The following is a 24,002-nucleotide window of genomic DNA, read 5'->3' on the forward strand; positions in this document are numbered from 1 at the left end:
CGGCCCACCACCACCTGCCTCCTGGAGGTCCTCCCGTGCGCGAGCACGCGCCGCTGACGTGGCGCCGGCTGTCCGGCTGGGGCAGCACCACCGCCCTGGCGCTCGCCGTGGTGGCCGCCGTGGCCGAGACGGTCGGCACCGTGGTGGCCGGCTCGCTGGCCGATGGCCCCACCGCCGGTGCGGTGGCCCTGCTCGCGGCGCTGCTCATCGGCTCCGCCGCGCTCGACATGGTGGGCCGCACGGGCTTCTCCGGCGTCGTCGGGCGCGCCGAGGGCGTGCTGCGCGCGGACCTGCTCGACGCCGCCCTGCGCCAGCCGCTGACCTCCCTGGAGTCCCAGGGCGTCGGTGAGCTGCTCGACAGGGTCGACGACGACACCCGCCAGCTCGCGCAGCTGGTCCGCCAGACCGGGTGGCAGCTGGGCAGGGCGCTGCTGCGCTCGGTGCTCGCCTGGGTGGTGGCCGGGCTGACCTTCTGGCCGGCGTGGATCGCCTTCCCGCTGGTGGCGGCGCTGGCCTACCTGTGGGTGCACCGGCTCACCCCGGTGGTCGCGGCGCGCAAGACCGAGGAGGAGCTGGCCTGGTCGGACTCCGCCACCCAGCTGGAGGAGTCCGTCGCGGGCCGCGACGACGTGCGCACCTCCCTGGGGCAGGCCCACGTGCTCGCGCAGTTCTCCGCCCGCTCCGCGGAGGTGCTGCGCCGCTGCGCGCGCACCTGCCGGGCGGCCACCACCGTGGGCCTGCGCACGGGGCTGGTGCTGCACTCCCTGCTCGCCGCGCTCGCGCTGGCCGGGGTGTGGCTGGTCACCGGTGGGCAGCTGGGCCTGCCGCTGCTGGTCACGCAGTGGCTGCTGGTCACCACCTTCGTCGGGCGCCTGGGGGAGGTGGCCAACCACCTGCCGGAGGTGCAGGAGGGCCTGGGCGCGCTCACCCGCATCCGCTCGCTGCTGGCCGCTGACCGCGAGCCGTCCGACGGCGCGCCCGTGCCCGCCCAGACCGGGGACCCGGTGCGCGACGGCGTGGAGGTGCGCGACCTGCGCTTCACCTACGGCGAGGGCTTCACCCTGGCCATCGACTCCCTGGTCGTGCCGGCCGGCACCTCCTGCGCGGTGGTCGGGCGCAGCGGCGCCGGCAAGTCCACCTTCGCCAAGCTCCTCAGCCGCGCCGTGGAGCCGCCCGCCGGCACCGTGCTCGTCTCCGGGCAGGACGTGGTGGCCACCGAGCTCGCCTCGCTGCGCCGCGCCGTCGGCGTGGTCACCCAGCGCACCGAGGTCCTCTCCGCGACGCTGGAGGAGAACATCACCCTGTTCGCGCCCGTCCCGCGGGAGCGGGTGCGGGCGGCGCTGGCCGAGCTCGGCATCACGGCGTGGGTCGCGTCGCTCCCCGACGGGCTCGACACCCGCCTGGGCGCCTCCGGGGCCACCCTGAGCGCGGGGGAGGAGCAGCTGGTCGCCTTCGCGCGCCTGCTGGTGCGCGACGTGCGCGTCGTCGTCCTGGACGAGGCCACCGCCCGCATGGACCCGCAGACCGAGCAGCTGGTCACCCGCGCCTCCCAGCGCCTGCTGGCCGGGCGCACCGGGGTGGTCATCGCCCACCGCCTGTCCACGACCCGCTGGTGCGACGCGGTGGCGGTGCTCGACTCCGGCCGCCTGGTCCAGCACGGCCCGCGGGCCGCCCTCGCCACCACCCTGGGCCCGTTCCGCGACCTGCTCGTCGCCTCCGGCCTCGAGCGGCCGTCCGCGCCGGCCACCCCGGGGACGACGGCGCCGCTGGCGCCCGCCCGCTCCGGCGGCGGCTCGAGCACCGCCGTGGTGGCGCCGGCACCCGCCCCGGCCTCCGCCGCGCTCGTGACGCGGCGCGAGCGCCGCGACCCGCGCCCGGCGCCGCCCGCCCCGCGCCCGAGCCTGGCGCGGCAGGTCGCCAAGCTGCTCGTGGTGCACCCGCAGTGGGGCCTGGTCGGCACGTTCGCCTTCCTGGCCGTCACGCTGCTCGGCGCCTACGGCGCCCTGACCGGCTGGGCGTGGGGCCAGCTCGTGGAGGCGCTGCGCGAGGGCGAGCAGCCGTGGCTGCTGGCGGTGCTCGTGGCCACCTGCCTGCTGCTCACCCCCGTCGGCATCGCCGTGGCCTTCCGCGTGTACCCGATGTGGTGGTCGGCGGCCACGCTGCGGCTGCGCCTGGCGGTGCTGCGCGGGCAGACCGAGCAGCGGCGCCTGCGCCGCACCCCGCCCGGGGAGGTCGCCGCGCGCGCCCTCGACAGCGACCGGCTGGTCATCTACTGCGACCGCTGGGTCGACGTGTTCATCGGCGCGGCCGCGGTGCTGGCCACGGGGCTGTTCAACGGCAGCGCCGTGGCGGCGCTGGTGGCCGGCGGGGTGCTGGCGCTCTCGGCGCTGACCGCCGCGGTGGGCGCCCCGGCGGCGGGCCGGGCCGGGCGGGTGGCCGGTGACGAGCGCGCCAGGTTCGGCAAGGAGCTGGTCAGCGCCCTGGACGCGGTGCGCACGGTCAAGCTGGCCGCTGCCGTCGGCGCGGTGCAGGCCCACCTGCAGGCCGTCGACGCCCGCAGGGTCGAGGCCAGCGTGCGCGAGCAGCGCATCCGCAGCCTGCTCGAGGGCGTGCCCGGCGTGCTCGTGCAGGTCGGCGTGGTGGCCGCGTGGGTGCTGTTCCTGTGGGGGGTCTGGGGGCTGGGCACCGCGCTGGCCGTCTCCACCGCCGTCGCGGGCTTCGGCTGGTTCGGCATCGTGGCGGGCGCCGCGGTGGTCGAGCTGCCCATCGCCCGCACGTGGCTGAGGGCGGCCAGCGAGCTGGCCGGTCGCGCTGACCTCGTGGCGCTGCCGCCCTCGGTCGACCTCGTCACCGGCGCCGCGCCCGCTCCCGAGCCGGCCGGACGCGTGCCGCTGCAGCGGCTGCGCCTCGAGGGCGTCACCGCCGTCCACGACGACGGGACCGTCGGGGTGCGCGACGTCTCCCTGGAGGTGGAGGCCGGCTCCCTGGTGCTGCTCGTGGGCCGGGTCGGCTCGGGCAAGTCCAGCCTGCTCTCCTCGCTGGTCGGCCTGGTCGACCACGAGGGCTCCATCGCCTGGAACGACACCGAGGTGGGCGACCCGCAGCTGTTCCTGCGCCCGGGCCAGGTCGCGCACGTCGCCCAGGTGCCGCGGGTGCTCTCGGGCACCTTCACCGACAACGTCACGCTCGGGCACGAGCGCGGCTCGGTGGCCCTGGGCAGCGCCATCCGCGACGCCCGGCTCGACAGGGACGTCCGCGAGGCCGGCGGCACCGGGGCCCTCGTGGGGCACCGCGGGGTGCGGCTGTCCGGTGGCCAGGTGCAGCGCCTGGCGCTGGCGCGGGCGCTGGCGACCGAGGCCGAGCTGGTCGTGGCCGACGACGTCTCCTCCGCGCTGGACGCCAGGACCGAGCTGGAGCTGTGGTCGGCGCTGCGCGAGCGGGGCGCCACGGTGGTGGGCTGCAGCGCCAAGCGCAGCGCGCTGGCGCTGGCCGACGTCGTCGTCGTCCTGGAGGACGGGCGGGTCGCGGCCACGGGTGCGTGGTCGGAGCTGTCCGAGGAGTGGGGCCACCTCGCCGGGTGACCCGGGGTCCACCCGCAACCGAGCGCCTGATTGCGGTCACCACCCCCTCGGGAGCCGCAGCCGAGCGCCTGGTTGCGGTCAGCGCCCGCCGGGAGCCGCAGCCGAGCGCCTGGTTGCGGTCAGCGCCCGCCGGGAGCCGCAGCCGAGCGCCTGGCTGCGGGTCAGGGGAGCGGGGTCAGGACAGCGCCGTGACCACGTGGTCGACGCACGCCGTCAGCGCGGAGACGTCGTGGGGGTCGACGGCGGGGAACATCCCCACGCGCAGCTGGTTGCCGCCCAGGCCGCGGTAGGGCTCCACGTCGACCACGCCGTTGGCGCGCAGCACCGCGCGCACCGCGGCGGCGTCGACCGAGGGGTGCAGGTCGACGGTGCCGACCACCGGGGAGCGCAGCGTGCGGTCGCGCACCGCCGGGCGGGCGTACTGGCTCGCCTCGGCCCACTCGTACAGCCGCGAGGCCGACTCCGCCGAGCGCGAGCAGGCCCACTCCAGCCCGCCCCTGTCGAGCATCCACTCCACCTGCTCGGCGAGCATGAGCAGCGTCGCGACCGCGGGGGTGTTCACCGTCTGCTCCCGCCGGCTCTCCGCCGCCGCCGCGAGCAGGTCCAGGGAGCCCGGCACCCACCGGCGCGGCTGCAGCTCCTCGGCGCGGGCGAGCGCGGCGGGCGACAGCAGCGCCACCCACAGCCCGCCGTCGGAGCCGAAGGACTTCTGCGGCGCGAAGTAGTAGGCGTCTGCCCGCCCGACGTCCACGGGCACGCCGCCGGCGGCCGAGGTCGCGTCGACGAGCACGAGCGCGCCGTCGTCGGCCGCCAGCCCGGCCGGGCGCTCCACGGGGACCACCACGCCGGTGGAGGTCTCGTTGTGGGGCCAGGCGTAGGCGTCCACGCCAGGCTCGGCGGCCGGGGAGGGGGCGCTGAACGGCTCCGAGCGGCGCACGTCGGGGGCGGCCAGGAACGGCGCCGCCGCGGTCGCCGCCGCGAACTTCTCGCTGAAGGCCCCCAGCACGAGGTGCTGGGCGCGCTCGCGCACCAGGCAGGTGGTGGCGACGTCCCAGAACGCCGTGGAGCCGCCGTTGCCGAGGACGACCTCGTAGCCCTCGGGCAGGGAGAACAGGTCGGCCAGGCCCGAGCGGATCCGCGCCACCAGCGAGCGCACCGGCAGCTGGCGGTGCGACGTGCCCAGCACGGTGCGCCCGACGCCGGCGATGGCGGCCACCTGGTCGTCGCGGACCTTGGAGGGGCCCGAGCCGAACCTGCCGTCGCGCGGCAGGAGCGAGGGCGGCACCGTGATGGTCGGCACACCCGGGGCGCCGGGGCCCGGGGTGGGCGTGTCGCGAGCGGTCACGGCGTGCATCCTGCACCGTGTGGACAGCACGAGCGGTGAGCTGGGGCACGAGCTGGCGGAGCACCGGGTCGACTACTCCGACGCCGGCCTGGACGCCGCCGACCTGGCGCCCACGCCGCTGGAGCAGTTCCAGCGCTGGTGGGGGGACGCCGCGCACGACCCGCGCATCACCGAGCCCAACGCCGTGGTGCTGGCCACGGCGGGCGCCGACGGCCTGCCGGACGCCCGCACGGTGCTGCTCAAGGGCGCTGACGCGCGCGGCTTCGTCTTCTACACCAACCTCGGGTCGGCCAAGGCCCGCCAGCTGGCCGCCGTGCCGCACGCCGCGCTGGTGCTGCCCTGGCACCCCCAGCAGCGCCAGGTGCGGGTGCGCGGCAGCGCCGAGCAGGTGGACCGGGCCGAGAGCGCTGCCTACTTCGCCTCGCGCCCCCGCGGGTCGCAGCTGGGCGCCCACGCCTCCCGGCAGAGCGCCGAGGTCGCCTCCCGCGAGGAGCTGGCGCGGGCCTACGAGGAGGTGGCCGCCCGCTTCCCGGAGCCCGGCCCGGTGCCCCTGCCCGACGGGTGGGGCGGCTACCTCGTGCGCCCGGTGGAGGTGGAGCTGTGGGTGGGGCGCCGCTCCCGCCTGCACGACCGGCTCGTCTACCTCTCGGTCAGTGGGGAGCCCGCGCCCCTGGACGACGCCTCGGCCTGGCGGGTGGTGCGCCGCCAGCCCTGAGCCCCGCCGCGGCGGCGCTCACTGCTGCAGGGCGAGCTCCACGGCGAGCACCGACCGGCCGGCCCAGCCGGGGGCGTCGCGGCGCACCACCTGCTCGTAGACCCGCTCGGCCTGCCGGCGGACGGGCACGTCGGGGTCGAGCGCGCGGAAGTACTCCTCGTGCAGGGCCAGCGCCGCGATCCCGGCCTCCACGGTGTCGGTGATGTCGACGGCGTGGGTGGGGGAGGTGCTGTTCGCGACGACGACGCGGGCCACGCCCTTCCACGGGAGGAAGCCCTCGTGCCCGAGCTCGGGGAAGATCCAGCGGTTGGCGGCGTCGGCGACCGCGTCGAGGACGGTGCGCCCCAGCGCCACGTGGTCGGGGGTGTTCCAGGTGCCCGGGCCCCAGGTGTCGTGGTGGTTGATCGTCACCACGAGGTGCGGGCGGTGCTGGCGGATGGCGCGGGCGACGTCGCGGCGCAGGTCGACCCCCTCGGTGAGGCGGCCGTCGCGGTGGCGCAGGAACTCCACCTCGCGCACCCCGACGGCGCCGGCGCTGGCCAGCTCCTCGGCCTCGCGCAGCGGGCCCGCCTTGGCCGGCGGGACCGTGTCGATGCCGGCCTCCCCGGAGGTCGCCATCGCGTAGACCACCTGCTTGCCGGCCGCCGTCCAGCGGGCCACGGCGGCAGCGGTGCCGTACTCGACGTCGTCGGGGTGGGCGACCACGCACAGCACCCTGTCGAAGTCCTCGGGCAGGGCGGGCAGGGGCGCGGGGGCGGCGTCGCTCACGGGCGCCATCGTGGCCGATGCGCCGCGAGCGAAAAACCCTCGACGCCGCAGCGGACCGGACGTAGCGTGGAGGCACACGGGAGAGGAGGTGGTCCGAGAAGTGGTTGATCTTCGGACGCGTGAGGTGACTGCCCGCTAGCCGAACGGCAGCGTGAGCCACCCGGACGGCCTGCGAAGACCAGGCAGTCACCGGAGCCCGCGGGAGTCGCGCCCTCGTCCAGCGCGACGCCCCCTCCAGGTCGGAGGGGAGCCCGCGGGCTCTTCCACGCCCGGGTGTCGGGTGCCTGAGGCACCATGGACCCTCGTGCCCGCGCTCCTCCTCGACACGGCCCCGCTGCGCTCCTCCCCGGAGTACCGGCGCCTGTGGACCGGGCTCACCCTGGCCGGCGTCGGCAGCCAGCTCGGCGTCACCGCCGTGGCGCTGCAGGTCTACGACCTCACCCGCTCCTCCTTCGCCGTCGGGCTGGTCGGCCTGGTCTCCTTCGTCCCGCTCGTGGTGCTCGGCCTGTACGGCGGCGCGCTGGTCGACGCCCACGACCGCCGCCGCGTCGCCGTGCTCTCCTCGGTCGCCCTGCTCGTCGCCTCGGTGCTCATCGCCGCCCAGGCCTGGCTCGGCGTCGGCTCGGTGGCGCTGCTGCTCGGGCTGGTGGCCCTGCAGAGCGCCGCCTTCGCCGTGAACTCCCCGGCGCGCACGGCGATCATCCCCATGCTCGTGCCGGCCGAGCAGCTGCCCGCCGCCAACGCCCTGGGCACCCTGTCGATGAACCTCGGGGTCACCGTCGGCCCGCTGCTCGGCGGCGTGCTCGTCGGCACCGTCGGCTTCGGGCCCGCCTACACCATCGACGTCGTCACGCTGCTGGTCGCGCTCGTCACCGTGCTCAGCCTGCCGCCGCTGCCGCCGCTCGGCGGCGCCCGGAAGGCCGGCCTGGCCAGCGTGCTCGAGGGCCTGCGGCTGCTGCGCGGCTGGCGCAACGTCCGCACGACCTTCCTGCTGGACCTGTGCGCCATGGTGCTCAGCCAGCCGCGCGCCCTCTTCCCCGCCGTGGGGGCGGTGCTCATCGGGGGAGGGGCGACGACGGCGGGCGTGCTCGCCTCCTCCGTGGCCGTCGGGTCGGTGCTCGCCAGCCTGGTGTCGGGCCCGCTGGGGCGCGTCCACCGCCACGGGCTGGCCATCGCGGTGTCCGTGGCCGCGTGGGGCGCCGCGGTCGTCGCCTTCGGGCTCGTGCTGCTGCTGGCGGCGCCGGCGCACGGCGGAGCCCCCAGCGGCTCCGTCACCACCACCGCCGTGCCCTGGACGTCGTGGGCGCTGTGGGCGGCCTGCACCGCCCTGGCCGCGGCCGGCGCCGCCGACGCCGTGAGCTCGGTGTTCCGCCAGACCGTGCTGCAGTCCGCGGCGCCGGACTGGGCCCGCGGCCGCCTGCAGGGCGTCTTCATCGTCGTGGTGGCCGGTGGTCCCCGCCTGGGCGACCTCGTGGCCGGCGCCGACGCCGACGTGCTCGGTGAGGCGCTCGCGGCGGTGGCCGGCGGCGCGGCGTGCGTCCTCGCCGTCGTCGTCCTCATGGCCTGGCAGCGGGGCTTCCTGCGCTACGACTCCCGCCGCCCCGTCCCCTGAGGACGACGACCGCGGCGGGCGGTCGTCAGCCGCGGACGGCGGCGTAGCGCGCCAGGGCCTCCTCGCGCTCGGCCCTGTGGTCGACGATGCGCTCCGGGTAGCCGTGGTCGTACCCGCCGGCGTGGTCCCACGGGGAGTGGGCGGCCTTCCCGGGCAGGTGCCGCAGCTCGGGCACGTAGCGGCGCACGTACTCCCCGTCGGGGTCGAACTTCTCGCCCTGGCTGACGGGGTTGAAGACCCGGAAGAACGGCGCCGCGTCGGTGCCGGTCCCGGCGGTCCACTGCCAGCCGTGGTTGTTGCTGGCCAGGTCGCCGTCGCGGAGCCACCGCATGAAGTACCGCGCCCCCAGCTGCCACTCCAGGTGCAGGTCCTTGACCAGGAAGCTGGCCACCACCATGCGCACCCGGTTGTGCACCCATCCCTCGGTGCGCAGCTGCCGCATGCCCGCGTCGACGAAGGGGTAGCCGGTGCGACCCTCCTGCCAGGCCTCCAGGTGCGCCTTCCCGTCGCCGCGGGCCGGGTCGTCGAAGCGCATGCCCGCCAGCTGCGGGCGGTAGTACTCCCGCGCGGAGTCGGGCCGGTGCCACAGCACGTCGGCGTAGAACTCCCGCCAGATGAGCTCGGTGCGGAACGTCTGCCCGCCCTTCGTGGAGCCGTGGCGGCTGGCGGCGAGGTCGGCCAGCAGCGTGCGGGGGTGCACCTCGCCGTACTTGAGGTGCACTGACAGCTGGGAGGTGCCGTCGCGGTCGGGGCGCTCGCGGTCGGTGTCGTAGTCGTCCAGGCGGTCCTGGAACGCCTCCCAGCGGCGCAGCGCCGCCTCCTCCCCGACCTCGGGGAGGGTGAGGCCGGCGCGCGTGAGCTCCTCGGGCTCGTCAGGGACCTCCTCGCCCTCCACGCGGCGCACCCAGCGCAGGTCCGCCGGCGGCGGGGCGGCCGGCCCGGGGTGCCCGTGCGCGGCCCAGGCGCGGGAGAACGGGGTGAAGACCTGGAACGGGGCGCCGTCGGCCTTGACCACCGTGCCGGGGCCGATGGCGTACGGGGTGCCCGTGCGCACCAGGCCCACGCCGTCGCCCTCCAGCGCGGCCTCCACGCGCTCGTCGCGGGCGCGGCCGTAGGGGCCGGCGTCGGCGGTGACGTGCACGTGCTGCGCGCCGACCTCGCGGGCGACCTCGCGGACGACGTCCTCCGGCCTGCCGGACCTGACCACCAGCGCGCCGCCGGCGCTGGCCGACCACGCTCGCAGCGACCTGAAGAGCCACGCGGTGCGGGTCGGCCCCGCGGGGCCCAGCAGGGCCGGGTCGAGCACGAACAGCGGCAGGACGCCGGAGCCCCCGGCCTCCTCGGCGGCGGCGAGCAGGGCCGGGTGGTCGCGCAGGCGCAGGTCACGGCGCAGCCAGAGCACTGTCGGAGCCATGCGGCGAGGCTCGCACCCCGGCCGGGCGGCCACCACCGCAGCCACCCGCGGCCGGGCGAGCGCGCCGGGCACGGGGCCTTCCCGAGATGGCCCTCACCGGACGCCACCGCCTGCGCCCGCGGATGAGGGCCACCTCCGGAAGCTGCCGGGAGCCCGCCTGCTGCGCCACGCCCCCGGTGACCGGGGAGGGGCGCCCTGGCCCGCCCGCGGGGCGCGCGCCAGGATCGTGGCGTGAAGGCGCACCAGGTCCGAGCCCACCGCAGCGACGAGAACCTGCCCCGCACCGAGCAGCTGGCGTGGAAGCTGGCCCAGCTCGCCGCGGACACCAACGAGTTCGCAGACGTCGACGCCATCGACCCGGCTGTCGTCGACATGGTCGTCAACCGCGTCATCGACGACGCCGCCGTGGCCACCGCCTCCCTGACCCGCGCGCCCGTGGTCGCCGCCCGCGCCCAGGCGATGGCCCACCCGGCCTCCGGCGCCGCGCCCAGCCAGGGCACCGGCTCCACGGTCCACGGCGCGCCCGGGCGCTACGGCCCGGAGTGGGCGGCGTGGGCCAACGGCGTCGCGGTGCGCGAGCTGGACTTCCACGACACCTTCCTGGCCGCCGACTACTCCCACCCCGGCGACAACGTCCCGCCCGTGGTCGCCGTCGCCCAGCACCTGGCCGCCACCCGCGGCACCACCGGGGCCGACGTCGTGCGGGCCCTGGTCACCGCCTACGAGGTGCAGATCGACCTGGTGCGCGGCATCTGCCTGCACGAGCACAAGATCGACCACGTCGCGCACCTCGGCCCGTCGGTGGCCGCCGGCCTCGGGACGCTCCTGCGGCTGCCGACCGAGCAGGTCTTCCACGCCATCGGGCAGGCGCTGCACACCACCACCGCCACCCGGCAGTCGCGCAAGGGCGAGATCAGCACCTGGAAGGCGCACGCCCCCGCCTTCGCCGGCAAGGCCGCCGTCGAGGCCGTCGACCGCGCGATGCGCGGCCAGACCAGCCCGACGCCGATCTACGAGGGGGAGGACGGCGTCATCGCGCGCCTGCTCTCCGGCTTCGGGCGCGTCTACGAGGTGCCGCTGCCGGAGGCGGGCGAGCAGCGCCGCGGGATCCTGGACAGCTACACCAAGGAGCACTCCGCGGAGTACCAGGCGCAGGCCTGGATCGACCTGGCGCGCCGCCTGGGCGCGCAGCACCCGGCGCTGCGCGACCCGGCCCAGGTGCGCTCGGTCGTGCTGCACACCAGCCACCACACCCACCACGTCATCGGCTCCGGCGCGAACGACCCGCAGAAGTACGACCCCACCGCGAGCCGGGAGACCCTCGACCACTCGATCCCCTACATCGTGGCGGTGGCCCTGCAGGACGGCGGCTGGCACCACGAGCGCAGCTACGCCCCCGAGCGCGCCGCCCGTCCCGACACCGTGGCGCTCTGGCAGAAGGTGACCACCACCGAGGACCCGGAGTGGACCCGCAGGTACCACGACCCGGACCCCATGAGGAGGGCCTTCGGCGGCCGCCTGGAGGCCGAGCTGGCCGACGGGAGCCGGGTCGTGGAGGAGATCGCCGTCGCCGACGCCCACCCCGCCGGGGCGCGCCCGTTCGCCCGCGCCGACTACGTGGCCAAGTTCCGCACCCTGGCCGAGGGCGTGCTCGACGACGACGAGGTGGAGCGCTTCCTCGACGTCGCCCAGCGCCTGCCCGAGCTGGAGCCGGGGGAGCTGTCGGGCCTGACCGTGCGGGCGCGCGTGGCCACCCCGGCGGGGGGGCTGTTCTGATGCTCCACGCCCCGCGCACCGCCTCCGAGAAGCGCCGCGCCCTGCGCGTAGGGCTGGCCAGCGGGCGGCTGCAGAGGTTCGTGGGCGCCTTCACGCCGCTGTCGACCTCCCTCGTCGCGGGGAAGGGCTTCGAGGGCGTCTACGTCTCCGGCGCCGTCGTCTCCGCCGAGCTGGGCCTGCCCGACATCGGCCTGACCACGCTGACGGAGGTGGCCCAGCGCGCCGCCCAGGTGGCCCGCACCACCGACCTGCCGGTGCTGGTCGACGCCGACACCGGGTTCGGGGAGCCGATGAACGTCGCGCGCACCGTGCAGGTCATGGAGGACGCCGGGGTCGCCGGGCTGCACCTGGAGGACCAGGTCAACCCCAAGCGCTGCGGGCACCTGGACGGCAAGCAGGTGGTGGACCGCGCCACCGCCGTGCAGCGCATCGCCGCCGCGGTGCGCGCCCGGCGCGACCCCGACCTGATCCTCATGGCCCGCTCCGACGCCCGCGCCGTGGAGGGCCTGGACGCCGCCGTCGAGCGGCTGCGGGCCTACGTCGACGCCGGCGCCGACGCCGTCTTCCCCGAGGCGATGCTGTCGCTGGCCGACTACGAGCGCGTGGTGGCCGCCGTGGACGTGCCCGTGCTGGCCAACCTCACCGAGTTCGGCAAGGCGCCGCTGTTCACCCACGCCCAGCTGGCCGACGTCGGGGTGCGCATCGCGCTGCACCCCGTCAGCCTGCTGCGGACGGCGGTGGGCGCCGTCGAGCGGGCGCTCGACGCGCTCGCGGACACCGGGACCCTCGAGGGGGAGGTGCCGTCGATGCTGACGCGCGCGCGGCTGTACGAGCTCATCGACTACGCGGGGTACTCCGACTTCGACGCCGACGTCTTCACCTTCGAGGTGCCGGACGGCCGCACGGACGGCGACGGGGGCGTGCAGGCGTGAGCGAGCCGGAGGTCAGGCGGGGACTGGCCGGCGTCGTCGTCGACACCACCGAGGTGTCGTCCGTGACGGCGCCGGCCGAGGGGCCCTCGGAGCTGCTCTACCGCGGCTACCCGGTGCAGGACCTCGCCGCGCGCTGCACGCTCGAGGAGGTCGCCCACCTGCTCTGGTACGGCGAGCTGCCCACCACCGACCAGCTCGTGGCCTTCCAGCGCGCCGAGCGGGCGCAGCGGGAGCTGCCCGGCGCCGTGGTCGCCGTCCTGGACGCCCTGCCGGCCGACGCCCACCCCATGGACCTCGTGCGCACCGCCGTCAGCGCGATCGGCGCCACCTGGCCGACGCTCGCGCCGGAGGAGCGCACCCGCGAGGACGACCTGGCCCGCGCGCTGCAGCTGTTCGCGCAGCTGCCCGCCGTGGTCGCGCGGGTCCAGCGGCGCCGGCGCGGCCTGGAGCCGCTGCCGCTGCGGACCGACCTGGGCTGGTGCGCGGCGTTCCTCGCGGCGACGTTCGGCGAGGAGGCCGCCCCGGAGGTGGTGCGCGCCTTCGAGGTGTCGATGGTGCTCTACGCCGAGCACTCCTTCAACGCCTCCACCTTCACCGCCCGCGTGGTGACGAGCACCCTGGCCGACTACCACTCCGCGATCACCGCCGCGGTCGGCGCGCTCAAGGGCCCGCTGCACGGCGGGGCCAACGAGGCCGTCATGGGCGTCATGGCCGAGGTGGGCACCGCCGACCGGGCTTCGGAGTGGGTGGCCCGGGCCCGCGCGCAGAAGCGCAAGGTCATGGGCTTCGGGCACCGCGTCTACAAGACCGGTGACTCCCGGGTGCCCACGATGAAGGCCGCGCTCGACGTCATGGTGGAGCGCGAGGGGCGCCGCGACGTCGCCGAGCTGTACGACGCCCTGGAGGCCGCGATGGCCGAGGCCACGGGCATCCGGCCCAACCTCGACTACCCCAGCGGCCCGGCGTACGCCCTGATGGGCTTCGACACCGAGCTGTTCACCCCGCTGTTCGTCATGGCGCGGGTGCTGGGGTGGACGGCGCACGTGCGCGAGCAGGTGGAGGCCAACGCCCTCATCAGGCCGCTGTCGGCGTACACCGGCCCTGCTCGGCGGACGATCACCGGCAACTAGGCTGGTGGCAGGCCCGGCACGGAAGGGGTGGGCGCCGTGAGCGACCTCATCGACACCACCGAGATGTACCTCAAGACCATCTTCGAGCTGGAGGAGGAGGGCACCGTCCCGCTGCGCGCGCGGATCGCCCAGCGCCTGCAGCAGAGCGGCCCCACCGTCTCCCAGACCGTGGCGCGCATGGAGCGCGACGGGCTCGTGGTGGTCAGCGGCGACCGCCACCTGGAGTTCACCGCGCTGGGGCGCGAGCGCGCCACGCAGGTGATGCGCAAGCACCGCCTGGCCGAGCGGCTGCTCATCGACGTCATCGGCCTGGAGTGGGAGTACGTCCACGACGAGGCCTGCCGCTGGGAGCACGTCATGAGCGAGCGCGTGGAGCGCCGCCTGCTCGACCTGCTGCACGCCCCGCAGGAGGACCCCTACGGCAACCCCATCCCGGGGCTGGCCGAGATCGGCGGCGTCGACGTGCCCGACAGCCTGGACGGGCTGCGGACGCTCGTGGCCGCCGCGTCGGCCGCGCCGGCGGAGGTGCAGGTGCGCCGCGTCGGCGAGCCCGCCCAGGCCGACACCGGCGCGATGCACCGGCTGTCCGCGCTCGGGCTGCGCCCGGGAGGGTCCGTGCGGGTCCAGCGCGTGGCCGGCGGGGTGCTGGTCGGTGAGCCGGGTGAGGTGCTGCCCGACGACGTGGCCGTCCACGTCTTCGTCACCGCCGCCGGCTGACCGCCCGCGGGTCGCCGCCTGCCGGCCGCGCCCGCCGGCTGCAGCGTCGCCGCAGGGTGTGACCCAGGTCACGTTTGGACACGATCGCGAGGTCCCGGAACGCAGAGTCACGCGTCACTACTGTCAGTCCTGCCTCGAGAGACACCTCACGAGGTCCGCACCGGGCGCTGAGCCCTGCCACCGGTCGCGGTCAGGCGGACACCGCTGGCAGGGGCGGGGGACCCACGCACCACGGGGCTCCCGGCGGAGCTCCTCGGGGTTCAGCGCGCACCCCGTCCGGTGACCCCGGGCGGTGCGCGCCGGGCGCGACCTCTCGCCCGAACCCGACAGCTCACCCCGCAGGCGACGGAGAGGCCGAGTGGTCGAGATGTCCGCGAGCACCAGGACCGCCGCGCGCCACCGGCGCGCCGTGCGCACCCGCACCCCGCTGACCGTGATCGGCGAGGCCGTCGGTGGCAGCGCCTCCACGGTCGGGCGGCGCTCCGCCGTCATCGCCGTCAGCGGCGGCCTGCTGGTCACCATGGGCCTGCCGGCCGTCGCGGCGCCGCTCACCGGTGAGGCGCACGACGGCGCCGCGCCCGCCACGCAGTCCTCCGCCGCCGTCCCCGGCGCCTCCGCAGTCTCGGCCCCCGCCCGGGCGCAGGTGAGCTTCGCCCTCACCTCCCTGACCACCGTCGACGCCGCCCAGTACCAGCACGACGCCCGGGTCAGCGCCGGTGAGCGCGCCGCCGTCGCCGAGCGCGCCTCGCGCGCCGCCGACAGGTTCCAGGCCGCCAAGGAGGCCCGGGCAGCGAGCCGCCTGCAGGAGACCGCCGGCGCCACCGCCGACGAGGACGACGACCAGGGCCCGCCGGAGCCCTCCGGCGAGGACTCCGGGAAGCCGGCCGTCGAGGCGCCCGCCACCGGCAAGTCGGTGGTCGACATCGCCAAGCGCTACACCGGTGTCCAGTACCGCTTCGGTGGCACCACGCCCGCGGGCTTCGACTGCTCCGGCTTCGTGCGCTACGTCTACGCCCAGGTCGGCAAGGACCTGCCACGCACCGCCTCGCAGCAGGCCGCTGCTGGCACCCGTGTGAAGATCTCCGAGGCCCAGCCCGGCGACATCGTCTCCTTCACCGGCAAGGGCGGGATCTACCACAACGGGATCTACGTCGGGGACGGCATGATGATCGACTCGCCGCGCACGGGCAAGGCCATCGACGTCCGCCCGATCTGGTCCTCGTCCATCCTCGTCACTCGCGTCAACGTCAAGGCCTGACGCCCCTCCGGGCCAGTGACCGGACCGTGACGAGGACGACCCCCGCGGGCCGGCCTCGCAGGGCCCGTCACGACGTACAGTTCCCCCGTGGTACCGCCACACCCGCTGCGCGGGGTGCTCGGGAGGCCGAGCACCCCGGGCCCCGCTGCGCCGGCACGGCCGGCGCGCGGCCTGGCCTGCCGGCAGCGCATCGACCATCCGCGCCAGCACCACCACGGCCAGCCGCTGCCCCCGAGCACTCCTCGGGGCAGCACCGGGTGCAGCGCCGTGCCGAGCGGCGCGCCGAGCACCGGCAGCCCGGCCAGCCCCACCGCGTCCGCGACAGGCGCCGTCCCTCACGGGACGGCGCCTGTCGCCGTTCCGGCACCTGCCCGGCGCCGGGGCGGGGAGCCGTTCCGATGACGCGCCGGCGCGCTCCCGCCCCTGCTGACCTGCACGACGAGCCCGCTGACCGATCTCGACGAGGGGGTGGCACCGTGAGGACCCTGGTGCTGAACGCCGGCTACGAGCCGCTGGCGGTGGTCCCGCTGCGGCGCGCGCTGGTCCTGGTGCTGGCCGGCAAGGCGAACGTCGTCGTCGCCGACGAGGTGCCGGTGGCCTCCACCACCGTGACCCTGCCGCGGCCGGCGGTCATCGTGCTCAACCGGTACGTGCGGGTGCCCTTCGGGCGGGCCGTGCCCGTCTCCCGGCGCGGCGTGCTGCGACGGGACGGCCACCGCTGCGGCTACTGCAACCGCCCGGCGTCCACCGTCGACCACGTGCTGCCGCGCAGCCGCGGCGGGCGGGACAGCTGGGAGAACCTCGTCGCCTGCTGCCTGCGCTGCAACGGCCTCAAGGGGGACCGCACGCCGGAGGAGATGGGCTGGCAGCTGCGGGTGCGCCTGCGCGCCCCGCACGGCGCGGCGTGGCTGCTGCGCGGCAGCGAGCACCGCAGCCCGCTGTGGGGCGGCTACCTGCCGGAGCTCGACGCCGCCTGAGCGGCGCCGCCGGACGTGGGTGAGGGTGGGGGGCGTGCCCCTCACCACCACGCGTCCTGAGATCACCGGCACCTTCGGCGCCGTCGCGTCCACGCACTGGCTGGCCAGCCAGGCCGGCATGGGCGTGCTGGAGCGCGGCGGCAACGCCTTCGACGCCGCCGCGGCCGCCGGCTTCGTGCTGCAGGTGGTCGAGCCGCACCTCAACGGGCCCGGCGGCGACCTGCCGGTGGTGCTGTGGTCGGCGCACGACCGGCGGGCCCACGTCGTGTGCGGCCAGGGCACCGTGCCGGCGGCCGCCACCCCGCAGGCCTTCGCCGACCTCGGCCTGACCGCCGTCCCCGGCTCCGGCCTGCTGGCCGCCACCGTCCCCGGCGCCTTCGGCGCCTGGACGCTGCTGCTGCAGCGGTGGGGCACCTGGCGGCTGCGCGACGTGCTCGAGCCGGCCATCGGCTACGCCCGGCACGGCGCGCCGGTGCTGCCGCGCGTGGCCTCCACGCTGGAGTCGGTCATCCCGCTGTACACCGAGGGCCCGGGCGCGTGGACGACGTCGGCGGCGACCTACCTGGCCGGTGACGACGGCGCCGCCCGCGCCCCGCAGCCGTGGTCGCGCCTGCGCCTGACCGCGCTGGCCGACACCTACGACCGGGTGGTCGCCGCCGCGGAGGCCGCCGGGACCGACCGCGACGCCCAGTACGAGGCCGCGCGCGAGCACTGGTACCGCGGTGAGGTGGCCGACGCCGTCGACAGGTTCTCCTCCACCACCAGCTGGCGCGACGTCACCGGCGCCGTGCACCCGGGGCTGCTGCGCGGCTCCGACCTGGCCGGCTGGGAACCGACCGTGGAGGAGCCCGCGGTGGGGGAGTACCGCGGGGTGCAGGTGGCCAAGACGGGCACCTGGGGACAGGGTCCGGTGCTGCTGCAGGCCCTCGCCCTGCTCGACGGCCAGCTCGGCGCCGACGGCGACCCCGACCCGCTGCGCGAGGACGACGACGCCTGGGTGCACGCCTGCGCCGCCGCCTTCGACCTGGCCAGCGCCGACCGCGAGGCCTGGTACGGAGACCCGGTCGGCGCCGAGGAGGACGGCGTGGACGTGCCCGCCGTCGCCGACCTGCTCGACCCGGCCTACACCGCCTCCCGGCGGGCGTTCCTCGGCGAGGGCGCCGGCAGTGCTGGACCTGCCGGCCACGAGCTGCAGCCCGGGTGGCCCGGCGGCACGGCGCGCCGGCTGCCGCAGCTGCCCGTCCCCCCGCGGGTCGCCGGTCTCGGCAGCGGCGGCGGCGCCGCGGTCGGCGAGCCGACCGTCGACCGCCGGCCGGACCCCGACGAGCAGGGGCCGCAGCCGTCCCGGGAGGAGCTCGGCCGCGGCGACACCTGCCACGTCGACGTCGCCGACCGGTGGGGCAACCTCGTCTCGGCCACGCCCAGCGGCGGCTGGCTGCAGAGCTCGCCCGTGGTCCCCGAGCTGGGCTTCCCGCTCGGCACCCGCGCGCAGATGTGCTGGCTGCCCGCCGGCGCGGGCACGGCCGGTGCCACCGGCGGCGGCTCCCCGCGCTCGCGCTCGGCGGCGGCCCGGTGGGGCTCCACGCTCGGCTCCACCCTGCGCCCGGGGCGCCGGCCGCGCACCACGCTCTCGCCCACGCTGCTGCTGCGCGACGGCGAGCCCTGGGTGGCGCTGGGCACGCCCGGCGGTGACCAGCAGGACGCCTGGCAGCTGCCGTTCGTGCTGCGCCTCGTGCACGCCGCCGAGCGCGCCCGCGCGCGGGGCGAGGCGGTCCAGACGGCGCTGCAGGCCGCCGTGGACGCCCCGACCTTCCACACCGAGACCGCACCCAGCTCCTTCTGGCCGCGGCAGGCGCTGCCCGGGCGGCTGCTGCTGGAGAGCAGGTGGGGCTCCCGCGTCGCCGCGGGCCTGGGCGGGCGCGGGTGGGACGTGCAGGTGGTCGACGGGTGGTCCCTCGGCCGCCTGTCCGCGGTGGCGCTGGACGGCGGCTGGGTCCGCGCGGCGGCGAACCCGCGGGGCGCGCAGGGCTACGCCGTCGGCCGCTGACCCCGGGGGCGGGTCAGCGCTCGGGCAGGCGGGGGCCGGGCGGGGCGCCTGGCGTCAGGACGCCGTCCAGGGGGTCGCCGTCGTCGGCGAAGCGCTGCGCGGCCTCGGCGAGGGTGAGCTGGAACAGGTCGTCACCCAGCTCGTCCCAGCTGCGCGGCACCGCGGCCTGCGGGTGCTCACGGCCACGCGGCGACCACGGCGTGATGGTGGTCTTGGCGCCGTTGTTCTGACTCCAGTCCAGCAGCACCTTGCCGCGGCGCACGTCCTTGGCCATCACCGCGGTCACCCACGCGTGGTCCTTCGCCAGGCCCTCGGCCAGGCGCCGGGCGTAGGCCGAGACGACGTCGGCGCCCTGCCGGCCGCTGATCGGCGCGTACAGCTGCATGCCCTTGCTGCCCGACGTCACCGGGACGGCGACCAGCCCGTCGTCGGCGAGCCGCTCCGCCACGAGCACCGCCAGCTCCGAGCACTCGCCCAGGCCGGTGCCCGGCCCCGGGTCGAGGTCCACCACGAGGCGGTCCGGTGCGAGGCGGCGGGCGTCGACGGGGCCGTCGTCGTCGGTGGCGCCCGCGGGGAGGCGCCACTGCGGCGTGTGGAGCTCCAGCGCCGAGAGGTTGGCCAGCCAGACCAGGCCGGCCTCGTCGTCGACCAGCGGGTAGGTGACCGGGCCGCTCTCGCCGGCGTCCTGGGCGGAGGAGGTCCAGCGGCCACCGCCGGAGCCCTCCACCTGCACCGTCCGCACCCAGCGCGGTGTGCCGGAGGGGGTGTTCTTCTCGAAGAAGCGGGGACCGCCGACGCCCTGCGGCCAGCGCACCCGCGTCACGGGCCTGCCCGCGAGCTGGGGCAGCAGCGCCGGGGCGACGTCCAGCACGTAGCTGACCAGCTCGGCCTTGGTGGTGGCGCGCCGCCCCGGTCCGCCGGGCCACAGCTCCCGGTCGAGGTGGGTGAGCTTCACGCGGCGCCCCGCGATCTCGACCACCTGCGCCGCTGCGTCCACCACGCGCCCACCCTGCCGCAGCGCCCGCCGGGCGGGCACGCGGTGGGCGGCTCTCCCACCCGCGGCCCGCGGCCGGCCTGGGACGACGACGGCCCCGCCACCTGCGCGAGGTGGCGGGGCCGTGCGTCAGGCCGTGCGTCAGGCCGGGGGCATGAGCACGGAGTCGATGAGGTAGACGGTGGCGTTGGCGGTCTTCACGCCGCCGCAGATGACGTTCGCGCCGTTGACCTGCAGCGCGTCCGGCGTCCCGGTGACGTCCACGGCCTGGCCCTCGACGGTGGTCTGCATGCCGACCACCTGCTCGGGGGTCAGCTGGCCGGGCACCACGTGGTACGTGAGCACCTTCTGCAGCAGCGCGGAGTCGGTCTTCAGCGTCTCGATGGTGGCCGGGTCGACCTTCGCGAAGGCGTCGTCGACCGGCGCGAAGACGGTGAACTCGCCGCCGTTCAGCGTGTCCACGAGGTCGACCTGCGGGTTCAGCTGCCCGGACACGGCGGAGACCAGCGTGGTCAGCAGCGGGTTGTTGCTCGCGGCGGTGGCCACCGGGTCCATGGCCATGCCGTCCACCGAGCCGGCGCCGCTGGGCACCATCGCGGCGTAGTCGGCGCAGCCCGGGCCCACGGGGCCGGCGGCCATCGCGGCGTCGGTGCCGTCCGAGCTCATCGACTCCGACGGGCTGGCCGACGCCGAGTCGGACGGCGACGCGGACTCCATGTCCCCGCCGGACATCGAGCCGGCGTCGGTGGAGCCTCCGCCGCAGGCGGCGAGGCCGAGCACCAGGAAGGCGCTGGCGGAGACGGAGAACGCGGTGGTGAGGGAGCGCTTCATGGGGTCTACCTCCGTGTCGGGCCGCCGGTGCGGCGGCTCGGGCGTGCTGACACCGGGGGTTCGCAGCAGGAGGTCGCAGAGATGGGTCACGATCAGGTCACGAGTTGTTCAACGCCCGATCGGCGCAACGAGGCCCCGGCCTCCCGCGCGGTGCGGGAGACCGGGGCCCGGTCCGTCTCAGCGGGGGTTCGGAGCCGCCCCCGCGCAGGACTGGTGCTACTGCACGGTCACCGAGACCGAGTGCCAGCCCGTGGCGCCGTCGGGCGCGGGGGCGGCCCGCTCCCCGGTCTGCACCTGTCCGGTGCCGTCGGTGGCGCGCACCCGCAGGGTGTGCGCGCCGGCGCCCGCCGAGGCGGCGTCCCAGGCGTAGGACCACTGCCGCCACGTGTCCAGGCCGTCCTCGGCGGCGAGCACCGCGGGCTCCCACGGCCCGTCGTCGACCTGCACCTCCACGGCGCTGATGCCGCGGGTCTGCGCCCACGCCACGCCGCCGACCGCCACCGTGCCGCGGGGGACCTGCGCGAACCCCTTCGGGACGTCGATGCGCGAGGCCGTCTTGATCGGCCCCTGCGCCGACCAGCCGCGGGTGGTCCAGTACGCCGTGGCGTCGGCGAAGCGCGTGACCTCCAGCTCCACCACCCACTTCGTCGCCGAGACGTAGCCGTACAGGCCCGGCACCACCACCCGCACGGGGAAGCCGTGCTCCAGCGGCAGCGGCTCGCCGTTCATGCCCACCGCCAGCAGCGCGCCGCGCGCGGGGTCGGTGAGCGCGCCCAGGGGCGTCGAGGCGCTGAAGCCGTCGCTGCTGCGCGAGAGCACCATGTCGGCGCCCGCCTGCGGCCGCGCCCGCCGCAGCACCTCGGCGACCGGCACCCCCAGCCACGTGGCGTTGCCCGCCAGACCGCCGCCGACCTCGTTGGAGACGCACGTCAGCGTGATCCGCGACTCCGTCATCGGCATGGCCAGCAGCTCGGAGAAGGAGACCTCCACCTCCTCCTCCACGAGCCCGTGCACGCGCAGCGACCACGTCGCCGGGTCGATCGAGGGCACCGTGAGGGCGGTGTCGATGCGGTAGAAGTCGGCGTTGGGCGTCAGGAAGGCCGTCGTGCCGGCCACGCCGTTCTCCACCCCGGCCGGCACGGCGGCCGCCGGGGTCGCGGGGGCGGGCAGCCGCAGCGCGGCGCGGGCGGCGACGGCGTCGCGCGCCGCCGCCCCCACGGCCCGTCCGGCGGCGGCGAGCGCCGCCGCCGCCGCGGCGACCCACGCGGTGGCCGCCAGCACCGAGCGCCGCGTCGGCGCGCCCCGCCGGCCCGCCGAGGACGACGACGCGCTCGCGGGTCCGGCCTCGTCGGCGGCGCGCAGCCGCTCCACCAGCAGCCGCAGCGCCACCCCTCCCACCGCGAAGCCCAGCACCGAGGGCGCGGCGTCGTAGGCACCGGCACCGGCGCGCGTCACGGCGGCGCCCACCGCGACCGCCCCGAAGAGCACCACCAGCGCCAGCCCGACCCCGCGCCGCCACCGCTCGGCCACCCCGGCCAGGGCCGCGAGCACCGCGATCACCACCGCCATCGACCCCAGCAGCACCAGCTTGTCGTTCGTCCCGAACAGGCGGATGGCCGCGTCCTTCAGCCACGGCGGCACCCTGTCGATGAACGCCGACCCGATCGCCAGCACCGGCGCGGCCTCGGGCCGCACGAGCGCCGCCACGAGCTGCGCCGCGCCGAGGGCCAGGCCGGCCGAGACGAGGCCGGCCAGCGCCGCGACGCCCGCGGAGGCGCTCGGCGCGCGGCCGCTGCGCCCGCGTCGTCGCTGGTCAGGGCGCGCCGGCGTCGCAGCGGGTGAGGAGGTGGTGGCCATGTCTGGTGTTCGTCCCCCGGGTGGACTCGGATGGGTCAGCAGGGCTGGCGGTCACTCGGGTGGCCCGCGCACCCTGACCAGCATGCGCGCCATCTGGAGGGGAGCGGTGTCCTTCGGGCTCGTCAACGTGCCCGTGCGCGTCTACGCCGCCACGGGCACCAAGGACGTGTCCTTCCACCAGGTCCACGCCGCCGACGGCGGGCGCATCAAGTACCAGCGCACGTGCAGCGTCGACGGGCAGCCGGTCGCCTACGGCGAGATCGCCAAGGGCTACGAGACCGAGGACGGCGACCTCGTCGTCCTCACCGACGAGGACCTGGCCAGCCTGCCGCTGACCACCGGCCGGGAGATCGAGGTCGTCGAGTTCGTGCCCGAGGCCCAGGTCGACCCGCTGATGTACGACAAGGCCTACTACCTCGAGCCCGACCGCACCGCCGCCAAGCCGTACGCGCTGCTGCGCGGGGCGCTGAGCGCCACCGAGCGGGTCGCGGTGGTCAAGGTGGCGCTGCGCCAGCGCGAGACCCTGGCCGTGCTGCGCGTGCGCGGCGACGTCATCTGCCTGCAGACGGTGCTGTGGCCCGACGAGGTCCGCGAGCCCGACTTCGAGGTGCTCGGCACCGACGTCGCGCTCAAGCCCGCGGAGGTGGCGATGGCGGCCTCCCTGGTGGAGTCCCTGGCCGCCGACTTCGACCCCACCCAGTACGCCGACGGCTACCGCGAGGCGGTGCGGGCGCTGGTGGAGGAGAAGGTCGCCTCCGGCGACGTGCGCCGCGCCCCCGCGGTGGCCGAGGGCGACGGCGACGGCGACGGCGAGGTGGTCGACCTGCTGGCCGCGCTGCGGCGCAGCGTGGAGCGCGCCCGGGCCCGCCGCGGGGAGGCGGCGGACGGCGACGGCGCCTCCGGCGGCGACCAGCCCGAGCCCGTGCCGAACCGCTCGACCAGCCGGAAGCGCGGCGCGCCCAGGAAGCCTGCGGCCGCCGCGGCGGTGGAGGAGCCCGCGCCGGCGCAGCCCGCCTCCGAGGCGCCGGCCGGGGCTCCCCGCAAGCGCCCCTCCCGCGCGAAGACCCCGAAGTCCGCCTGACCCCGGCCGTCAGGGGCATGCTCTGACGCGGAGGTGGTGCGGGTGGCCGGGGTGCGCCGGGCGGGCGTCGTCGTCCTGCTCGCCGCGCTGCTCGCCGGCTGCTCGGCCGCGGGCGGGACCACCGCGCGGCAGGCCCCCTCGACGGCCGCGCCGCGGGCCGTCCCGCGGGGCCTGAGCGCCGACCTCGTGCAGCAGCGCGCCGACCTCGAGACCGGCCGCATCCAGGTGGAGCTCTCGCTCGACGCCGGCTCGGCGGGGGTCGAGGTCCGCGGCGTCCGGCTGCGCAGTGGCGCCTTCCCCGACGCCGCCCCCGGCGCCGGGGTTCAGCTGCAGCCGGGCGCCACCGTCGACGTCGCCGTCGCCCTCGGCGCCCCGGCCGCCTGCGGAGGCGCGCAGTCCCGCGACCCCGGCGCCGAGGACGCCGCGCCCCTGCCCGCGGTGGCCGACCTGGCGCTGGCTGACGGCTCCACCGCGGCGCTGGAGCTGCCCGACACCGGCCGGTACCTGGCGCGCGCCCACGCCGAGGCCTGCACGGCGGCCGCCGCGGCCGCCGTCGTGCCCGCCCGCTGGGACCCGGTGTGGACGACCACCGGCACCGGCGCGGACCTGCGCGCCGTCGGCGTGCTGCACCTCGGGCCCGTCGCCGCGGGCAGCACGGCCGCGCTCGAGGGCATCGGCAGCACCCCGCTGTTCCACTGGCGGCTGCCGGGCGGTCCCGTCCGCCTGGCGGGCGGTGCCAGCGCCGACGTCGCGGTGGTGCTCGAGCCGGCGCGCTGCGACGCGCACGCCGTCGCGGACGACAAGCGCGGCTTCGGGCCGCAGCTGCAGCTGTCGCTGGACGGGGCGCCGGCGGTGCCCGTCCGGCAGTGGGTGCCGCGACCGGAGCGGGCGGTGGCCACGGGCGCGCTGCTGTCGGCGTGCTCGGCCCGCTCCTGACGGCGCCGGGGGGTGGGGTGGCGTCGCGCGC

General features: G+C 76.8%; 18 protein-coding genes. 12 read left to right on the forward strand and 6 right to left on the reverse strand.

Annotated features, from left to right (window positions below):
- Positions 1 to 35: 35 nt before the first annotated feature.
- Positions 36 to 3,581, forward strand: a complete 3,546-nt coding sequence (locus ACUN9U_RS12390; RefSeq protein WP_445485297.1) for an ATP-binding cassette domain-containing protein — start codon at positions 36 to 38, stop codon at positions 3,579 to 3,581.
- Positions 3,582 to 3,756: 175 nt separating this feature from the next.
- Here ACUN9U_RS12390 and serC read toward each other — a convergent pair whose 3' ends face one another.
- On the reverse strand, positions 3,757 to 4,935 hold the full coding sequence (gene serC / locus ACUN9U_RS12395) for a phosphoserine transaminase (protein ID WP_445485298.1): 1,179 nt from the start codon (positions 4,933 to 4,935) through the stop codon (positions 3,757 to 3,759).
- A gap of 10 nt (positions 4,936 to 4,945) precedes the next feature.
- On the opposite strand from serC, the gene pdxH reads away from it, so the two are divergent.
- Positions 4,946 to 5,641 (forward strand): pyridoxamine 5'-phosphate oxidase, encoded by a 696-nt coding sequence (pdxH, locus tag ACUN9U_RS12400; RefSeq protein WP_445485299.1) that lies wholly within the window; start codon positions 4,946 to 4,948, stop codon positions 5,639 to 5,641.
- Positions 5,642 to 5,659: 18 nt separating this feature from the next.
- Here pdxH and ACUN9U_RS12405 read toward each other — a convergent pair whose 3' ends face one another.
- The gene (locus ACUN9U_RS12405; protein WP_445485300.1) at positions 5,660 to 6,409 is read right to left on the reverse strand and encodes a PIG-L deacetylase family protein; all 750 of its coding nucleotides are present in this window, start codon (positions 6,407 to 6,409) and stop codon (positions 5,660 to 5,662) included.
- A gap of 304 nt (positions 6,410 to 6,713) precedes the next feature.
- Here ACUN9U_RS12405 and ACUN9U_RS12410 point away from each other — a divergent pair, with 304 nt between their 5' ends.
- The gene (locus ACUN9U_RS12410) at positions 6,714 to 8,021 is read left to right on the forward strand and encodes an MFS transporter (RefSeq protein WP_445485301.1); all 1,308 of its coding nucleotides are present in this window, start codon (positions 6,714 to 6,716) and stop codon (positions 8,019 to 8,021) included.
- 25 nt (positions 8,022 to 8,046) lie between these two features.
- Here ACUN9U_RS12410 and ACUN9U_RS12415 read toward each other — a convergent pair whose 3' ends face one another.
- On the reverse strand, positions 8,047 to 9,435 hold the full coding sequence (locus ACUN9U_RS12415) for a cryptochrome/photolyase family protein (protein WP_445485302.1): 1,389 nt from the start codon (positions 9,433 to 9,435) through the stop codon (positions 8,047 to 8,049).
- Positions 9,436 to 9,666: 231 nt separating this feature from the next.
- Between ACUN9U_RS12415 and ACUN9U_RS12420 the strand changes: the two genes are divergently transcribed.
- From ACUN9U_RS12420 to ACUN9U_RS12450, 7 genes are all read left to right on the forward strand, one after another.
- A complete protein-coding gene (locus ACUN9U_RS12420; RefSeq protein WP_445485303.1) occupies positions 9,667 to 11,211 on the forward strand; it encodes an MmgE/PrpD family protein in 1,545 nt (514 codons plus the stop codon).
- Positions 11,211 to 12,143, forward strand: coding sequence for a methylisocitrate lyase (gene prpB / locus ACUN9U_RS12425; RefSeq protein ID WP_445485304.1), 933 nt, complete (start codon positions 11,211 to 11,213; stop codon positions 12,141 to 12,143). The genes ACUN9U_RS12420 and prpB overlap by 1 nt, the downstream gene beginning before the upstream one ends.
- On the forward strand, positions 12,140 to 13,273 hold the full coding sequence (locus ACUN9U_RS12430) for a bifunctional 2-methylcitrate synthase/citrate synthase (RefSeq protein WP_445485305.1): 1,134 nt from the start codon (positions 12,140 to 12,142) through the stop codon (positions 13,271 to 13,273). Before prpB ends, ACUN9U_RS12430 begins: the two co-directional genes overlap by 4 nt.
- Before the next feature lie 36 nt (positions 13,274 to 13,309).
- Positions 13,310 to 13,990, forward strand: coding sequence for a metal-dependent transcriptional regulator (locus tag ACUN9U_RS12435; RefSeq protein ID WP_445485306.1), 681 nt, complete (start codon positions 13,310 to 13,312; stop codon positions 13,988 to 13,990).
- Between the two features lie 367 nt (positions 13,991 to 14,357).
- Positions 14,358 to 15,248 (forward strand): C40 family peptidase, encoded by an 891-nt coding sequence (locus ACUN9U_RS12440; RefSeq protein WP_445485307.1) that lies wholly within the window; start codon positions 14,358 to 14,360, stop codon positions 15,246 to 15,248.
- Between the two features lie 476 nt (positions 15,249 to 15,724).
- A complete protein-coding gene (locus ACUN9U_RS12445; RefSeq protein ID WP_445485308.1) occupies positions 15,725 to 16,225 on the forward strand; it encodes an HNH endonuclease in 501 nt (166 codons plus the stop codon).
- Between the two features lie 34 nt (positions 16,226 to 16,259).
- Positions 16,260 to 18,272 (forward strand): gamma-glutamyltransferase family protein, encoded by a 2,013-nt coding sequence (locus ACUN9U_RS12450; RefSeq protein WP_445485309.1) that lies wholly within the window; start codon positions 16,260 to 16,262, stop codon positions 18,270 to 18,272.
- 13 nt (positions 18,273 to 18,285) lie between these two features.
- Here the strand turns inward: ACUN9U_RS12450 and ligD are convergent, their stop codons facing one another.
- The 3 genes from ligD to ACUN9U_RS12465 all read right to left on the reverse strand — a co-directional run bounded on the left by ligD (position 18,286) and on the right by ACUN9U_RS12465 (position 21,954).
- On the reverse strand, positions 18,286 to 19,272 hold the full coding sequence (gene ligD, locus ACUN9U_RS12455) for a non-homologous end-joining DNA ligase LigD (protein WP_445485310.1): 987 nt from the start codon (positions 19,270 to 19,272) through the stop codon (positions 18,286 to 18,288).
- A gap of 135 nt (positions 19,273 to 19,407) precedes the next feature.
- Positions 19,408 to 20,097: a fasciclin domain-containing protein gene (locus ACUN9U_RS12460; RefSeq protein WP_445485311.1), complete on the reverse strand. Its 690-nt coding sequence runs from the start codon at positions 20,095 to 20,097 to the stop codon at positions 19,408 to 19,410.
- A 216-nt stretch (positions 20,098 to 20,313) separates the two neighbouring features.
- Positions 20,314 to 21,954, reverse strand: a complete 1,641-nt coding sequence (locus tag ACUN9U_RS12465; protein ID WP_445485312.1) for a molybdopterin-dependent oxidoreductase — start codon at positions 21,952 to 21,954, stop codon at positions 20,314 to 20,316.
- Positions 21,955 to 22,036: 82 nt separating this feature from the next.
- Here ACUN9U_RS12465 and ku point away from each other — a divergent pair, with 82 nt between their 5' ends.
- Both ku and ACUN9U_RS12475 read left to right on the forward strand, forming a co-directional pair.
- Positions 22,037 to 23,035: a non-homologous end joining protein Ku gene (gene ku, locus ACUN9U_RS12470; protein ID WP_445485313.1), complete on the forward strand. Its 999-nt coding sequence runs from the start codon at positions 22,037 to 22,039 to the stop codon at positions 23,033 to 23,035.
- 42 nt (positions 23,036 to 23,077) lie between these two features.
- On the forward strand, positions 23,078 to 23,971 hold the full coding sequence (locus tag ACUN9U_RS12475) for a hypothetical protein (RefSeq protein ID WP_445485314.1): 894 nt from the start codon (positions 23,078 to 23,080) through the stop codon (positions 23,969 to 23,971).
- The last annotated feature ends 31 nt before the right edge of the window (positions 23,972 to 24,002 follow it).

The sequence above is a fragment of the Quadrisphaera sp. KR29 genome (genome assembly GCF_052644995.1).

Bases quoted from the DNA above. Each gene is read 5' to 3' on its own strand.
- serC (WP_445485298.1), bottom strand. From the start codon at position 4,935: ATGCACGCCGTGACCGCTCGCGACACGCCCACCCCGGGCCCCGGCGCC.
- ACUN9U_RS12415 (WP_445485302.1), bottom strand. From the start codon at position 9,435: ATGGCTCCGACAGTGCTCTGGCTGCGCCGTGACCTGCGCCTGCGCGAC.
- prpB (WP_445485304.1), top strand. From the start codon at position 11,211: ATGCTCCACGCCCCGCGCACCGCCTCCGAGAAGCGCCGCGCCCTGCGC.
- ACUN9U_RS12440 (WP_445485307.1), top strand. From the start codon at position 14,358: ATGTCCGCGAGCACCAGGACCGCCGCGCGCCACCGGCGCGCCGTGCGC.
- ACUN9U_RS12460 (WP_445485311.1), bottom strand. From the start codon at position 20,097: ATGAAGCGCTCCCTCACCACCGCGTTCTCCGTCTCCGCCAGCGCCTTC.
- ku (WP_445485313.1), top strand. From the start codon at position 22,037: ATGCGCGCCATCTGGAGGGGAGCGGTGTCCTTCGGGCTCGTCAACGTG.
- ACUN9U_RS12465 (WP_445485312.1), bottom strand. From the start codon at position 21,954: ATGGCCACCACCTCCTCACCCGCTGCGACGCCGGCGCGCCCTGACCAG.